Annotated in this window: 12 protein-coding genes and 1 tRNA gene; 1 reads left to right on the top strand and 12 read right to left on the bottom strand. The window is 38.5% G+C overall.

Annotation, left to right across the window (positions count from 1 at the left end; genetic code table 11):
• Positions 1-50: 50 nt before the first annotated feature.
• Positions 51-2402: a DNA-directed DNA polymerase gene (locus tag V4D30_RS00065; RefSeq protein WP_353684216.1), complete on the top strand. Its 2352-nt coding sequence runs from the start codon at positions 51-53 to the stop codon at positions 2400-2402.
• On the opposite strand, the gene V4D30_RS00060 is transcribed toward V4D30_RS00065, so the two are convergent.
• The 12 genes from V4D30_RS00060 to tuf all read right to left on the bottom strand — a co-directional run bounded on the left by V4D30_RS00060 (position 2394) and on the right by tuf (position 15349).
• Positions 2394-2888, bottom strand: a complete 495-nt coding sequence (locus V4D30_RS00060) for a Mut7-C RNAse domain-containing protein (RefSeq protein WP_353684215.1) — start codon at positions 2886-2888, stop codon at positions 2394-2396. The genes V4D30_RS00065 and V4D30_RS00060 overlap by 9 nt on opposite strands.
• Entirely contained in the window at positions 2863-6978 is a 4116-nt protein-coding gene (gene rpoC, locus V4D30_RS00055) for a DNA-directed RNA polymerase subunit beta' (protein ID WP_353684214.1), read from the bottom strand. Before rpoC ends, V4D30_RS00060 begins: the two co-directional genes overlap by 26 nt.
• Before the next feature lie 39 nt (positions 6979-7017).
• Positions 7018-10941: a DNA-directed RNA polymerase subunit beta gene (gene rpoB / locus V4D30_RS00050; protein WP_353684213.1), complete on the bottom strand. Its 3924-nt coding sequence runs from the start codon at positions 10939-10941 to the stop codon at positions 7018-7020.
• Between the two features lie 25 nt (positions 10942-10966).
• Positions 10967-11359: a 50S ribosomal protein L7/L12 gene (gene rplL / locus V4D30_RS00045; RefSeq protein ID WP_353684212.1), complete on the bottom strand. Its 393-nt coding sequence runs from the start codon at positions 11357-11359 to the stop codon at positions 10967-10969.
• A 14-nt stretch (positions 11360-11373) separates the two neighbouring features.
• Complete coding sequence (gene rplJ / locus V4D30_RS00040; protein WP_353685175.1) at positions 11374-11901, bottom strand: 50S ribosomal protein L10; 528 nt, start codon at positions 11899-11901, stop codon at positions 11374-11376.
• A gap of 138 nt (positions 11902-12039) precedes the next feature.
• Positions 12040-12726, bottom strand: coding sequence for a 50S ribosomal protein L1 (rplA, locus tag V4D30_RS00035; protein ID WP_353684211.1), 687 nt, complete (start codon positions 12724-12726; stop codon positions 12040-12042).
• Between the two features lie 5 nt (positions 12727-12731).
• Positions 12732-13160, bottom strand: coding sequence for a 50S ribosomal protein L11 (rplK, locus tag V4D30_RS00030; protein ID WP_353684210.1), 429 nt, complete (start codon positions 13158-13160; stop codon positions 12732-12734).
• A 14-nt stretch (positions 13161-13174) separates the two neighbouring features.
• Entirely contained in the window at positions 13175-13699 is a 525-nt protein-coding gene (gene nusG / locus V4D30_RS00025) for a transcription termination/antitermination protein NusG (RefSeq protein ID WP_353684209.1), read from the bottom strand.
• A gap of 4 nt (positions 13700-13703) precedes the next feature.
• Positions 13704-13889, bottom strand: coding sequence for a preprotein translocase subunit SecE (gene secE, locus V4D30_RS00020; RefSeq protein ID WP_353684208.1), 186 nt, complete (start codon positions 13887-13889; stop codon positions 13704-13706).
• 26 nt (positions 13890-13915) lie between these two features.
• Positions 13916-13989 (bottom strand) — tRNA-Trp (locus V4D30_RS00015).
• A 4-nt stretch (positions 13990-13993) separates the two neighbouring features.
• The gene (rpmG, locus tag V4D30_RS00010; protein ID WP_353684207.1) at positions 13994-14146 is read right to left on the bottom strand and encodes a 50S ribosomal protein L33; all 153 of its coding nucleotides are present in this window, start codon (positions 14144-14146) and stop codon (positions 13994-13996) included.
• Positions 14147-14149: 3 nt separating this feature from the next.
• The gene (tuf, locus tag V4D30_RS00005; protein WP_353684206.1) at positions 14150-15349 is read right to left on the bottom strand and encodes an elongation factor Tu; all 1200 of its coding nucleotides are present in this window, start codon (positions 15347-15349) and stop codon (positions 14150-14152) included.
• Between the last annotated feature and the right edge of the window lie 35 nt (positions 15350-15384).

The raw sequence follows: 15384 nt of genomic DNA, 5'->3' as shown, positions 1-15384 counted from the left end.
TCTTTATTTTTGAATGTCAATCCTTAATTTTTTCAGGTATAATTAAAGTAATGCTACTTTATCTTATAGACATAGACGATTCTTCTGATGGCATTCTTCTCTTTGGAATAACAGAGGATGGGAAAAGACAAAAACTTATTGATTCATCATATCGTCCTTATTTTTTAGTGCTTCCCGCAGATAAAAATAAGGCTATTGAAGAAATTGAAAAAATCATTAAGGAGAATTCTCTTGCAGTTACTGAAATGACTGAGGAGAAAAAAATCTTTTATGGTCAGCAAAAGGAGTTTATAAAAATTTACACAAAAAGGCATCAGGATTTACAAAAGGTAAGGGATGCAATAAAAGTTCTTGAAGCAAAAAGAGGTGGCTCAGGTTCCATAGTTGATGAGTTTGAATATCAGCTGTCACCATATAGAACATATCTTGCTGAAAGACAATTGTCCTGCCTACAATGGCTTGAAATTGAAACTCATGGCAATCAGGTTAAATCAATTAAAAAAGCTGCTGCAGCTTCACCAAAACTTAAAATTCTTGCTTTTGATATGGAAGTTCTTGAAGTGCAAAGAGGAACTCCATCTATTGTGATGATTTCCGTATTCGGAGAAGGTTTATCAAAGGTAATTACATATCAGGAAGCAAAATACACTGTGGAGACAACGGTTGTTAAAGATGAAAAGGAACTTATAAAAAACTTTATTGAAATTGTAAAGGATTATGATCCTGATATAATTGTTGGATACAATACAGATTTGTATGACATGCCAATACTGAGAGAAAGGGCAAGACAACTTAAGGTGGACATTAGTATTCTTTCAAGGGATAACTCTGGAATAACTCTTTCAAAAAGAGCACGATTTACAACTGCAAGACTTATTGGAAGAGTTCATATTGACATATTTAATTTTGTCTTTAATATTCTCTCTGCAATGCTTCAGAGTGAGCAGCTTACCTTAAAAAATGTCGCGCAGGAGCTTCTTGGTGATACAAAGCTTGATATGGAGTATGAAGATATCCTGCAGGCATGGGATAAAGGGCATGAGCTTGACAAACTTGCAAGATACTGCTTAAAAGATAGTGAACTTGTTTATGAACTTACAAAAATGCTTTTACCTGATATTGAGGAACTGACAAGAATCACGGGACAGTCTCTTTTTGACACATCAAGAATGCCCTATAGCCAGCTTGTAGAATGGTATTACATTAAAAAGGCAAAACAACAAAACAGAGTGATTCCAAATCAGCCAAAATTTGATGAAATAAAGGAGCGTCAGAAAACAACATATGAGGGAGGATTTGTAAAAGAACCAGAAGTAGGGCTTCATAAAGGAATTGCTGTTGTTGACTTTGCTTCTCTTTATCCATCAATAATTGCAACATACAACATATCAATTGATACTCTTAACTGTAGTTGCTGTAAAGACAATGGATACAAAATTCCTGATTTTCCTTACTGGTTCTGTAAAAATAAAAAAGGCTTTGAATCTCAGGCAGTTGAAGAACTTTTAATTGAAAGGCTTGAACTAAAAAAACAATTAAAAAAACTTAACCCAGAGTCTCATGAATACTTAGAGCTTGATACAAAACAGAGAGCACTGAAAACAATCATAAATGCCTCATATGGTTATTATGCCTATCCTGCAAGCAGATGGTATTCAAAAGAATGTGCCGAGGCAATTACAGCTCTTGGAAGATACTGGATTAAAGAAGTCTTAAAAAAAGCTTCTGAGAAAGGATTTCATGCTATATATGGAGATACGGATTCAGCATTTTTGAAAATTGACAATAAAGAAAAAGTTGAAGAGTTTATCAAAGAAATAAATCAAAGTCTTCCAGGACTTATGAGGCTTGACCTTGAAGATTTCTATGTTAAGGGGCTTTTTGTTTCAAGAGAAGCCGGAGGTGTGGCAAAGAAAAGATATGCTTTAGTTGATGAAAAGGGAAAGCTGAAAATAAGAGGGCTTGAAGTAGTAAGAAGAGACCTCTGTAAGTTTGCAAGAGCTACCCAGCAGGAGATTCTTAAAATATGCCTCATTGAGGAAGATATTCCAAAAGCCTTTAAATACCTTGATGAAAGAGTTAAAGCTTTACGGGAAGGCAATTATGATTTAAAAGAGCTGGTTGTTTACGAGCAGCTTTCAAAGCCTGTGTCAGAGTATAAATTAATATCTCCTCATGTAGTAGCTGCTAAGAGGTTGCTTGAAAAAGACATTCCAGTGGGTGAAGGAAGCGTAATAGGATATATAATTCAGAAAGGTTCTGGCTCAATAAGTGAAAGAGCCTATCCAGTAGAGCTTGCAGATCCATCAAAAATTGATATTGATTATTACATTGAAAATCAGGTTTTACCTACAGCAATGCGAATTTTGAAGGTTTTTAAAAAAGAAAATAAGTTATTTTAGGCTTTGTAAAATATCTTTTTTCACTTCATCAATTTTCTCCTTATGTGTTCCCTCCCAGTAAATCTTACCACAGGATTTGCACATGATAAATTCATGACTGGAAAACAAAACATAATCAGGTAGTTGTCCTTTAATTTCTTCTTTTTTAATTCTCTCAGTCTCTCCATTGCAAACGGGACATCTTGGTTTGAGATTTAAAAGTTCTAATTTCGGATAAAAGGACAGCAAAACCTCTTTAATCTGCTCTCTGATTTCCTCTGACTGGATCAGTAAAACTTTTTTTAATAACTTTGATTTAGCAAGAGCATTATCTCTGGTCAAAAGCACTCTGTCTTCCTGCAAAGAGAGCTTTATAAGCTGCTTGTCTGTAAAATCATTCCTGTACAATGTATCAAAACCAAAAAGCCTGAGCCAGCGGCTCAGGCTTCCGAGCATTACATCTGCTATAAAACGAGGTAAATCAGTTTTCTTCAAGCCTTTCTTCACTTGAGTGTTCTATCTGCATAGTGTAAAACTCACCTTTAATCAAGGTATCTTTATACACCGGAGAGCCTGTTCCAGCAGGAATAATTCTTCCCATTATCACATTTTCTTTTAATCCTCTCAACTCATCAATCCTTGCTTCAATTGCTGCATCAGTAAGAACTCTGGTGGTTTCCTGGAATGAAGCTGCTGATACCCATGATTCCGTTGAAAGAGCTGCTTTTGTAATTCCAAGTAAAAGCGGTCTTGCCTGAGCAGGTCTGCCTCCCTGGGCTATAACTTTTTCATTTTCCTCAATGAATGTGAATCTATCAACCTCATCACCTATGAGAAAAGATGTATCGCCCGGATCCTCTATTCTTACCTTTTTCATCATCTGCCTTACAATCACTTCAATATGTTTGTCATGTATTGAAACGCCCTGGAGTCTATAAACTTTCTGAATCTCATCTACAAGATATCTCTGAAGTTCTGTGGGACCCAAAATTTCAAGTATACTGTGAGGATTAATAGATCCATCAATTAATGGCTCGCCTGCTTTAACCCAGTCTCCATCGTGAACTATTACATGCTTACCCTTTGGAATAATATACTCTCTTGTTTCATCTGCTCCTCTGACAACTATAACTCTTGAGCCTTTCTGACTTCCTTTGAATTCCACTATGCCATCTATCTCACTTACAATTGCTGCTTCTCTGGGTCTTCTTGCTTCAAAGAGTTCTGCTACTCTTGGCAGTCCTCCTGTTATATCCTTCGTTTTAATTGTTTCTCTTGGAATTTTTGCAAGTATATCTCCTGGCTCTACTACATCTCCTTTGTCAACTACTAAAATTGCTCCTGCTGGAAGAAGATACCTTGCAGGCGATCCTGAAGGAAGGCGAGCTGTTTTTCCATCTTTATCCTTTATAGTAACACGAGGTCTGTAAGTTGCTGGATAATCAATTATTATCTTGTGAGAAAGACCTGTGGTAGGATCTGTCTCTTCTTTAAATGTAACACCCTCTACCATATCACCAAGAGCTATCTTACCACCTATTTCAGTGATAATTGGTGTTGTATAGGCATCCCACTCAGCCAGTCTCTGCCCAGCCTCTACAATCTGTCCTTCCTTAACAATAATTTTAGCACCGTATACAAGATTATATTTTTCCCTTTCTCTTCCTGAGGTGTCTGTGATAGCAATCATGGCATTTCTGTTAAGAACAACCAGTGAGCCATCTTTTCTTTCTACATAATGAATGTTTTTAAATACAACTGTTCCTGAAGTCTTGGCTTCCAGTACAGCCTGCTCAACTATTTTGGTTGCTGCTCCACCTATGTGGAAGGTTCTCATTGTAAGCTGAGTACCTGGCTCTCCAATAGACTGAGCAGCAATAACTCCAATTGCCTCACCTATTTCAACAGGTTCACTCCTTGCGAGATCCATTCCATAACATTTTGAACAAACACCGAATTTTGTTCTGCATGTGAGCACAGAGCGAATTTTTACTCTATCAACTCCTGCATCTACAATCTTCTTCGCAACCATCTGGTCTATTAAAGTATCCCTTTTTGCAATTATTTCACCAGTAAGAGGATCCTTAACATCTTCTGCCAGCGTTCTACCATAGATTCGTTCTTCAAGAGGCATTACTATTTCACCACCTTCTATCAAGGCAGTGATATATATTCCTTCTTTTGTTCCACAATCATTTTCTGTAAGAAATATGTCCTGAGCCACATCAACAAGCCTTCTTGTTAGATAACCAGCATTTGCTGTTTTCAGTGCTGTATCTGCCAGACCTTTTCTTGCACCATGCGTGGAGATAAAGTATTGTAACGGAGTAAGTCCTTCTCTGAAATTGGCTGTAATTGGGGTTTCTATAATCTCACCTGAAGGTTTTGCCATAAGTCCTCTCATACCAGCAAGCTGCCTTATCTGTGCTATGCTGCCACGAGCACCTGAGTCAGCCATCATGAAGATGCTGTTAAAGGACCTTCTTTCAGCAAGTTCTTCTGGTGTTAACTCTTTGCCCTTTTCTGCTCCAAGCTCTTTCATCATCTCATCAGCAACTTTCTCCGTAACATTTGCCCATATGTCTATAACTTTGTTATATCTCTCACCCTGCGTAATCAATCCTTCAGCATACTGCCTCTGAACTTCCATTACCTGAGCTTCTGCTTCTTTAATCAACTCTGCTTTCTTTGAAGGGATGTGCATGTCATCAATGCATATAGAAATTCCTGACTGAGTGGCAATCTCAAATCCTAATTTTTCAAGCTTATTCAAAAATAAAACCGTATCCCTTTTGCCAAAGTTATAATGAATATATTCAATCAGTTTTCCAAGCTCCTTCTTTGTCAACTCCTTATTAATCATTTGGAAAGGAACACCCTCTGGCACAATCTCTCTAAAAAGAACTCTTCCTACGGTGGTTTCAACAAGCTGTCCATTTATTTTGACTTTTATTGGAGCGTGCTTTTCCACTACCTTGCTCTGATAAGCGAGAATAACTTCTTGCACGTCGGAGAAAACTTTACCCGCACCTTTTGCGTCCTTCTTTTCCTTTGTAAGATAATAAATCCCCAATACCATATCCTGTGTTGGCACAACAATAGGTTTACCATTAGCAGGAGAGAGAAGATTTCCCACTGACATCATTAGAACTCTTGCCTCAATTTGAGCTTCATAGGACAGAGGAACATGAACAGCCATCTGGTCACCATCAAAATCTGCATTAAAGGCTGTACATACAAGTGGATGAAGCTTGATTGCCTTTCCTTCTACAAGCACAGGGTCAAAAGCCTGAATTCCCAGCCTGTGAAGTGTTGGAGCTCTGTTTAAAAGCACAGGATGTTCCTGAATCACCTCTTCAAGGGCATCCCACACTTCAGGCTTTTCCTGCTCAACAAGTCTTTTTGCCTGTTTTATTGTTGTTGCATAACCCTTTTCTTCAAGTTTATTGAAAACAAAGGGCTTAAAAAGCTCAAGAGCCATTGTTTTAGGTAATCCGCATTGATGCATATCAAGTTCAGGACCAACAACAATTACTGATCTACCGGAATAATCAACTCTTTTACCAAGAAGGTTCTGTCTGAACCTTCCCTGTTTGCCCTTTATCATGTCACTTAAGGATTTAAGAGGTCTGCGGGTGCCTGCTTTCAGAGCTTTTGAACGCTTGGTGTTGTCAAAAAGTGTATCAACCGCTTCCTGAAGCATTCTCTTTTCATTTCTGATAATTACACTGGGAGCTTTAAGCTCCATCAGTCTTTTTAATCTGTTATTTCTATTTATAACCCTCCTGTAGAGATCATTTAAATCTGAAGAGGCAAATCTTCCACCATCAAGAGGCACCAGTGGTCTAAGCTCTGGAGGAAGCACAGGAATAATATCAAGAACCATCCATTCAGGGCGATTACCCGAATTTTTAAAAGCTTCAACAACCTTGAGTCTTTTTGTAAGTTTTCTCTTAATTCCCGTGGAGGTGGCAGTCTCTATCTTTTCTTTAAGCTCCTTTGCAAGAACATCAAGATCAATCTTTTTAAGAAGTTCTCTAATGGCCTCTGCTCCCATTCCAACTTTAAATTTGCTACCATATTGAGAAACATACTTTTTGTATTCCTCTTCAGTGAGAATATCTTTTTCCTTTAAAGGCGTATCTCCAGGGTCTATAACAATGTAGTCTTCATAGTAAATAACTCTTTCAAGCTGTCTGACAGAAAGGTCAAGCAACAGTCCCATTTTACTTGGAACTCCTCTGACAAACCATATATGTGCCACAGGAGCAGCAAGTTCAATGTGACCCATTCTTTCGCGTCTGACCTTACTCTGAATTACTTCAACTCCGCATTTATCACATATAACGCCTTTATGCTTCATTCGTTTGTATTTGCCGCAAAGACATTCCCAGTCTTTTATAGGACCGAAAATTTTAGCACAGAAAAGTCCTTCAGGTTCTGGCTTAAATGTTCTGTAATTAATGGTTTCAGGCTTTTTTACTTCTCCATAAGACCATTCCCTTATTTTTTCAGGTGAAGCAAGTTTTATTCTTATCGCATCAAAATCTCTTGGATTTTTAGGTTTTTGAAAAAGTGAATAAATATCTTCTGTCAAGGTTTATACCCCCTTTAAAATTAATTCAAAGTTCATATCTTAAGTTTTTTTCTTTTTCTCCAGAAGATCAACATCAAGACAAAGACTCTGGAGTTCTTTCATTAAAACATTAAATGACTCAGGAACTCCCGGCTCCAACACAGGATGTCCTTTAACAATAGCTTCATACATGCGGGTTCTACCTGTTATATCATCGCTTTTTACAGTTAAAAACTCCTGAAGTGTATAGGCTGCTCCATATGCTTCCAGTGCCCATACTTCCATCTCTCCAAGTCTCTGCCCACCAAACTGTGCTTTACCTCCAAGAGGTTGCTGGGTTACAAGGGAATAAGGACCTATGGAACGAGCATGAATTTTATCTGCCACAAGATGATGCAGTTTTAGCATATACATATAGCCAACTGTAACAGGCCTTTCAAAAGGTTCGCCTGTTCTTCCATCATAAAGAGTTACCTGACCCGTTGCTGGAAAGCCGGCTTTCTTAAGCATCTCTTTTATCTCATCTTCTTTCGCACCTTCAAAAACAGGACTTGCCACATAAAGACCCAGGGCCTTGGCAGCCAATCCTAAATGAGTTTCAAGAATCTGTCCTACATTCATTCTGGAAGGAACTCCTAAGGGGTTAAGCACAATATCAACAGGTGTTCCATCTTCAAGATATGGCATATCCTCTTCAGGCAGAACCATAGAGACAACGCCTTTATTTCCATGTCTGCCTGCCATTTTGTCTCCAACCTGAATTTTTCTTTTCATGGCAATGTAAACCTTAACTATCTGATTGACACCAGCAGGAAGCTCATCTCCTTTACGGATTCTTTCAATTTTTTCATTGTATTTTGCATAAATCTGCTTTATATGCTGCTCTACTTCTTTATTAACTCTGTTTACTTCTGCCTTAACATCAGGGTCTTCTACCTTCAGTTTGAGTAGTTGATTTACATCAAGAAGATTAACAACCTTCTCTGTAAGTGCTTTTCCCTTTGGGCACAAGACTTTTTCACCTTTACGGACATCCTCAAGAACAATTTTACCCTGAAGTATTTTTCTGATTCTACTTGCCTTTGTCTCTTTAAGAATTCTTATTTCATCTTCTCTGTCTCTTTCTATTCTATTTATCTCTTCCTCTTCTATAGCAAGGGCTCTTCTGGACTTTTCTTTGCCCTTTCTTGTTAAAATTTTTACATCAATAACAACTCCTTCAATTCCTGGCGGGACATAAAGACAGCTTTCTTTAACATCTTCTGCCTTTTCACCGAATATGGCGTAAAGAAGCTTTTCTTCAGGTGTATAGACTCTTTCTCCTTTGGGTGTTACTTTTCCAACAAGGATATCGCCTGCTTTTACCTTTGCACCTATTCTTATAATTCCATCTTCATCAAGATTTTTAAGAAGCTCTTCATTCACATTTGGAATTTCTCTCGTAATCTCTTCAGGACCAAGCTTTGTATCTCTACATTCAATCTCAAATTCGTCAATGTGAATAGATGTGTAAACATCTTCTTTTACAAGTCTTTCACTGATCAGTATAGCATCCTCAAAGTTATATCCACCCCAAGGCATGAATGCAACGAGAACATTTCTGCCAAGAGCAAGCTCACCTCTGTCCATACTTGGACCATCAGCTAAGATTGTTCCTCTTTCTACAACCTGTCCCACTTTAACAATGGGCTTCTGAGTCATGCATGTTCCCTGATTGGATTTGTGAAACTTTATAAGATTGTATATATCAACTCCTCCACCTTCTTCAGTAACTCTCACAACGATTCTTGTAGCATCAACATTTTCTACTATTCCTGCCCTTTTTGCAACAACAAGCCAACCACTGTCCCTTGCTGCATACAACTCCATTCCTGTGCCAACTACAGGAGCTTCAGTTTGAATTAAAGGAACAGCCTGCCTTTGCATATTAGAACCCATGAGTGCTCTGTTAGCATCGTCATTTTCAAGAAATGGAATTAAAGAAGCAGACAAACTAACGATCTGTTTTGGAGAGACATCCATATATTCCACTTCATCGCGTGATACCATTTTGAAGTCTCCCTTAACTCTTGCTGAAACTGTCTCTCCAATAATATTTCCATCTTTATCTACAGGAGTTGTTGCCTCTGCAATAACATAGTTCTCACTTTCAAGGGCGCTTAAATAGTGAACCTCATTTGTAACTTTTCCATTAACCACTTTTCTGTAAGGAGACTCTATAAAACCAAACTCATTTATTCTTGCATAAGTGGCTAAAGAGGTTATAAGTCCAATGTTAGGTCCTTCCGGGGTCTCAATAGGACATATTCTTCCATAATGAGTTGGATGTACGTCTCTCACTTCAAATCCTGCTCTTTCACGGGTCAGTCCTCCAGGTCCTAATGCACTGAGCCTGCGTTTGTGTGTAATTTCACTTAATGGATTTGTCTGATCCATAAATTGGCTGAGCTGACTGGTGCTGAAAAACTCTTTAACTGCTGCCATTACAGGTTTTGTATTTATCACATCATGAGGCATTGCTGTTTCAACCTCTGTAATTGTCATCTTCTCTCTGATTGCCCTTTCCATTCTAACCAATCCTATACGGAACTGGTTTTCAAGAAGTTCACCAACTCCTCTTACTCTTCTGTTTCCAAGATGATCTATATCATCAACCTCTCCTTTGCCTGTTCTGAGATTGAGAAGATATTTAACAATTTCTATAATATCTTTGTCAGTAAGCACTCTTACATCAAGGGGTATGTCAAGTCCCAATTTTTGATTTAATTTAAGCCTTCCAACTGCTGAAAGATCATATCTTTTTGGATCAAAAAACAATCCATAAAAGAGTTCCTCTGCTGCCTCCTCAGTAGCAGGCTCTCCAGGTCTTAATTTTTTGTATATTTCTCTTAAAGCATCCTTTTTGCTCGTAACCCTGTCAGTAAGCAATGTTTCCCGTAATGATGGGAGATAGTTGACATTGTCTATAAAAAGCAAGTCTAATTTTTGAATTCTGGCAGCTATAATTCTATGGAAAGCTTCTTCTGTAATCTCTTTATTACTGTCAACTATGACTTCACCTGTTTCAGGATCAACAATATCTGAAAGAGTTATTCTCCCGATGATTTCACTTTTTGAAATTGGTATTTCCTGAATTCCTGCTTCTTTAATTTTCTTCAGTGCATACCTTGTAATCTTACTGCCTTCCTTTACTATAATCTCGCCATCAGGACCAACAATATCTATTTTTGTTCTAACCCCCACTAAAATATCACTTACAACTCTGGTATAGGTATTTTCGTCTTTAATTCTTATTTCCTCTATTGGATAAAAGATTTTCAACAGATCTTCGTTTGTATATCCCAGTGCTTTAAGAACAATTGTGGCTGGTAATTTTTTTCTCTTGTCAATTCTCACATAAAGAAGATCCTTTGAATCAAACTCAAAATCAAGCCAGGAACCTCTTACAGGAATAATTCTTGCAGAGTAAAGAAATCTTCCGCTTATTCTGCTTTTACTTCTATCTGGCGCAAAATAAACGCCAGGAGACCTGTGTAGCTGGCTGACAATGACTCTCTCAACTCCGTTTATTATAAAGCTACCGGTCTCTGTCATCATTGGAAGGTCGCCAAGAAAAACTTCCTGCTCTCTTGATTCTTTAAGAAACTTTCTTCCTTCTTCATCCTTATCCCATATATTTAAACGAACCTTCATTTTTATAGGAACTGAATAAGTTAATCCCTTAACCATGCATTCATATGGGCTCAGCTTTGGTTCTCCAACTGAGTAGGAAATAAACTCTATTGTGGTTGTACCATTGTAATCACTTATTGGAAAAACACTGTTTAAGGCTGACTGAAGTCCCTCATCAACTCTTTCTTCAGGTGGAACATCTTTCTGAAGAAACTTCTCAAAAGATTTTTTCTGAAACTCTAAAAGATAAGGCACCTCCACAAGTGGAGGTACCTTTCCGAAGTTTATTCTCTCTCTTAAAGGCTTTATCATGGTTCTCCTTCTTTTTTAAGATTTTTTACTGTATTTCTACAGTTGCTCCTTCAGCTTCAAGTTTTGCCTTGATTGTCTCTGCTTCCTCCTTAGAAACACCTGTCTTAACTGGCTTTGGAGCACCATCAACCAGATCTTTAGCCTCTTTAAGACCAAGTCCAGTAAGCTCTCTTACCACTTTAATTACTTGAATTTTCTTGTCTCCTGCTGCCTTTAAGATTACATCAAAACTTGTTTTCTCTTCAGCTGCTGGTGCTGCTGCTTGAGCTGCGGGTGCACCTGGCACTGCTGCTGCAACTGCCACTGGTGCTGCTGCTGTCACTCCGTATCTTTCCTCAAACTCTTTAATAAACTGACTGAGTTCAAGAATTGTTAAATTGTCAAAAAATTGAAAGACCTCTTCTTTTGTAATTGCCATAATTCTTCCTCCTTTTATTGAGCTTTCTTATTTTTCAATGCTTCTAATGCATAAAGTAATTTAAGAGTAACTCCATGCATTGCATAAGCCATTTTTTGCAGTGGAGAACTCATTCCACCAACGAGCATACCGAGCAAGACATTCTTTGAAGGTAACTTTGAAATCTCTTTAAGTTCTGCTGGAGAGTATACCTTACCTTCAACAACACCCTGTTTAATCTTAAATTTTTCATTCTTTTCAGAAAAATCAAGGGCTTTTTTAACTGTAACCACCGGGTCATCGTAACCAAAAACAACGCCGGTGCATCCCTTTAAGGAGCTTTCCAGCTGCTGCCTTAAAGAAGCATCTGTCATGGCTATCCTGAAAAGAGTATTTTTACATACTTTATACTCTCCACCAGAGTCTTTAATCGCCTGCCTTAATTCTGAAATTTCAGCAACAGTCAAGCCCTGAAAATCAGTTAAAATAAAAGACTTAGCTCTGGATAGCCTCTGAACAAGCTCTTCAACTCTTTTTTTCTTTGTTTCTTTTGTAGTGCTCAGATTATACCTCCTTTCCCGGACAGCGGTGCAACTGAAGGCTTCATAAATCTATTACCCTTCTAATCTCGGCAGGCGGCTGTACCATTAAGCCTCATGGCACCTGCTGTCTCAGATTATTAATAACAGGCAAAGCCTGTTTTAAAGTTTAAGCTTTGATATATCTATTTTCAAACCAGGTCCCATTGTAGAAGAAAGAACTACTTTCTTAATATATTTTCCCTTTGAGGTTGGTGGTTTTGCTTTAATTACTGATTTTAAAACCGCTATAGCATTTTCAACGAGCTTTTCTTTATCAAAGGAAAGTTTACCTATTGGAACATGGACAACACCGCCTTTGTCAGTTCTGTATTCAATTTTTCCTGCCTTTGCTTCTTTGACCGCTTTTGCAATGTCAAAAGTTACTGTGCCAAGTTTTGGATTTGGCATTAATCCTCTTGGACCAAGGATTTTACCGAGTTTACCAACCTGTCCCATCATATCAGGAGTTGCAATAGCCCTATCAAATTCAAGCCATCCCTGCTGAATCTTCTCTATTAAATCTTCTGCTCCTACATAATCAGCTCCAGCCTGTTCTGCTTCTTTTTCTTTTTCACCTTTAGCAAAAACCAGAACCCTAACCTGTTTTCCCGTTCCATGGGGAAGAACTACAGTACTACGAACAACTTGATCTGATTTTCTCGGATCCACTCCTAAATTTATTGCCATCTCAACAGTCTCATCAAATTTAGTAAAGCTGTTTTCTTTTAGAAAATCAATTGCTTCCTCAAGCGTATACTCCCTTGTAGTATCTAATTTTTCTTTCACAGCAGCTAATTTTTTACCCATCTATGTTACCCCCTTATCTCCACACCCATGCTTTTTGCAGTGCCAATAATCATTTTCATTGCTGCCTCTAAGGACTTTGTATTTAAATCTGGTAGTTTTGTTTTTGCTATTTCTTCAACTTGTTTCATTGTTAATGTGCCTACCTTTTCCTTTCCTGTTGCACCAGAACCTTTAATAATTCCAGCAGCCTTTTTAATGAGCTCACTTGCAGGAGGAGTCTTGAGTATGAAAGTAAAGGACCTATCCTTATAGATAGTTAATACAACAGGAATGAGAGTGTCTCCCATATTCTGTGTCTGGGCATTGAACTGTTTGCAAAATTCCATAATGTTGATACCATGTGGACCCAGTGCAGGTCCTACCGGCGGAGCAGGATTTGCTTTACCTGCAGGTATTACAAGTTTTACCTGTGCAGTTACTTCCTTTTTTGCCATAATTTATTCCTCCTTTAAACCTTTTCAACCTGTGAAAAATTAAGTTCTACAGGTGTCTGCCTTCCAAAAATACTTACCATAACTTTAACTCTTTCATGTTCAGAATCTACTTCATCAATGTATCCTGTAAAATTAGTAAATGGACCATCGGTAATTCTCACTGTTTCTCCCTTTTCAAAATGAGTTTTAATTTGTGGAGCCTTGCCTTTCTCCAATTGCTGCAGAATCATTTCCACTTCTTCTTCTGGAATAGGTGCAGGTTTTTTACCGCCCACAAATCCTGTTACTCTCTGAGTGGTTCTTATCAAATGCCATGTATCTTCATTCAGTTCCATCTCTACAAGAATATATCCCGGATAAAATTTCTTTTCCTGCTCTTTTTTCTTTTTCCCTTTGACTTCAATTATCCTTTCAGTTGGAATCAGGATTCTTGAAATTTTATCCTCAAGCCCCTTGCTCTTAACTCTTTCTTCAATTGAAGCTTTCACCTTTTCTTCAAAACCTGACATTGTATGAACCACATACCACTGTTTTGCCATATTTTCACCTGATAAATGCAGTTACAATTCTTGATAAAACAAAATCTATTAAACCGAGAAAAAAGGAGATTAAAACCACTGTTACAATTACTACCCAAGTAGAGGCTATTACCTCGTGTTTTTTAGGATAATTAACCTTTTTTGCCTCTATTTTTACTTCATTAAGAAAATTCTTAAGCTTTGATATCATCTCTCACCTCAAAAAAACATAATGAACAGGCCAGGAGGGATTTGAACCCCCATCCCCCGGATTTGGAGTCCGGTGCTCTATCCGTTGGAGCTACTGGCCTATTCTTAAGCTTTTGTTTCTTTATGTAATGTATGTCTTCTACAATGCTTACAATATTTTTTTAATTGTAACTTATCAGGCGTAGTCTTTTTATTCTTGGTTGTGGAGTAGTTTTTACTTTTACATTCTGTACACTGAAGTAGGATTATATCTCTCATTTTTTACTCCAGCACCTCTGTGACTACACCTGCACCTACTGTTCTTCCACCTTCTCTTATTGCAAACCTTAGTCCCTCCTCCATCGCTATCGGCGCTATCAGCTCCACTGTCAGATTAACATTGTCCCCAGGCATTACCATCTCCACTCCCTCAGGTAACTTTATCACTCCTGTTACATCCGTTGTCCTAAAGTAAAACTGCGGCCTGTATCCATTGAAAAAGGGTGTGTGTCTCCCCCCTTCTTCCTTCGTCAATACATAAACTTCTGCCTTAAACTTTGTATGCGGTGTGATGCTCCCTGGCTTCGCCAACACCATCCCACGCTCTACTTCATCCTTGCCTATCCCCCTTAACAGTACTCCTATGTTGTCTCCTGCCCTTCCTTCATCAAGTATCTTACGAAACATCTCTACCCCTGTGGCTACTGTCTTCCGTGTCTCCCTTAATCCCACTATCTCTACTTCATCTCCTACTTTTATTATCCCTCTCTCTACTCTACCCGTCACTACTGTCCCACGACCAGAGATGCTGAATACATCCTCTATGGGCATTAAAAATGGCTTGTCTATCGGCCTCTCAGGCTCTGGTATGTAGTTGTCCAGCGCATCAAGTAGCTCCTGTATGGGTTTGTACTCAGCTGCATTCGGATCTCTGCTGCTGCTTTCCAATGCCCTCAATGCACTGCCCCTTATTATCGGTATCTCATCCCCAGGAAATCCATACTTGCTCAACAATTCCCTCACTTCAAGCTCTACTAAGTCAAGCAACTCAGGATCATCTACCATGTCTGTCTTGTTCATAAATACTACTATGTACGGCACTCCTACCTGCCTGGCAAGCAGTATGTGCTCCCTTGTCTGTGGCATAGGTCCATCATTGGCTGCCACTACAAGTATGGAGCCATCCATCTGCGCCGCACCCGTTATCATGTTCTTTATGTAGTCTGCATGTCCAGGACAGTCTACATGTGCATAATGCCTCTTGTCTGTCTCATACTCTACATGGGCTGTGTTTATCGTTATCCCCCTCGCTTTCTCCTCAGGTGCATTGTCTATCTGGTCATAACTCCTGTACTGCGCCAATCCCTTAAGTTCCAGATACTTCGTTATCGCTGCTGTAAGTGTGGTCTTTCCATGATCAATGTGCCCTATCGTTCCTACATTTACATGCGGCTTCTTCCTCTCAAATTTTGCCTTAGCCATCGTCTCCTCCTTAAAATCTTATAAAACTTTATTTT

This window comes from Thermodesulfovibrio sp. 3907-1M (genome assembly GCF_040450955.1).
Taxonomy (GTDB): Bacteria; Nitrospirota; Thermodesulfovibrionia; order Thermodesulfovibrionales; family Thermodesulfovibrionaceae; genus Thermodesulfovibrio; species Thermodesulfovibrio autotrophicus.
The sequence above is the reverse complement of the archived record's forward strand: the minus strand, read 5'-3'. Positions and strand labels throughout refer to the sequence as shown.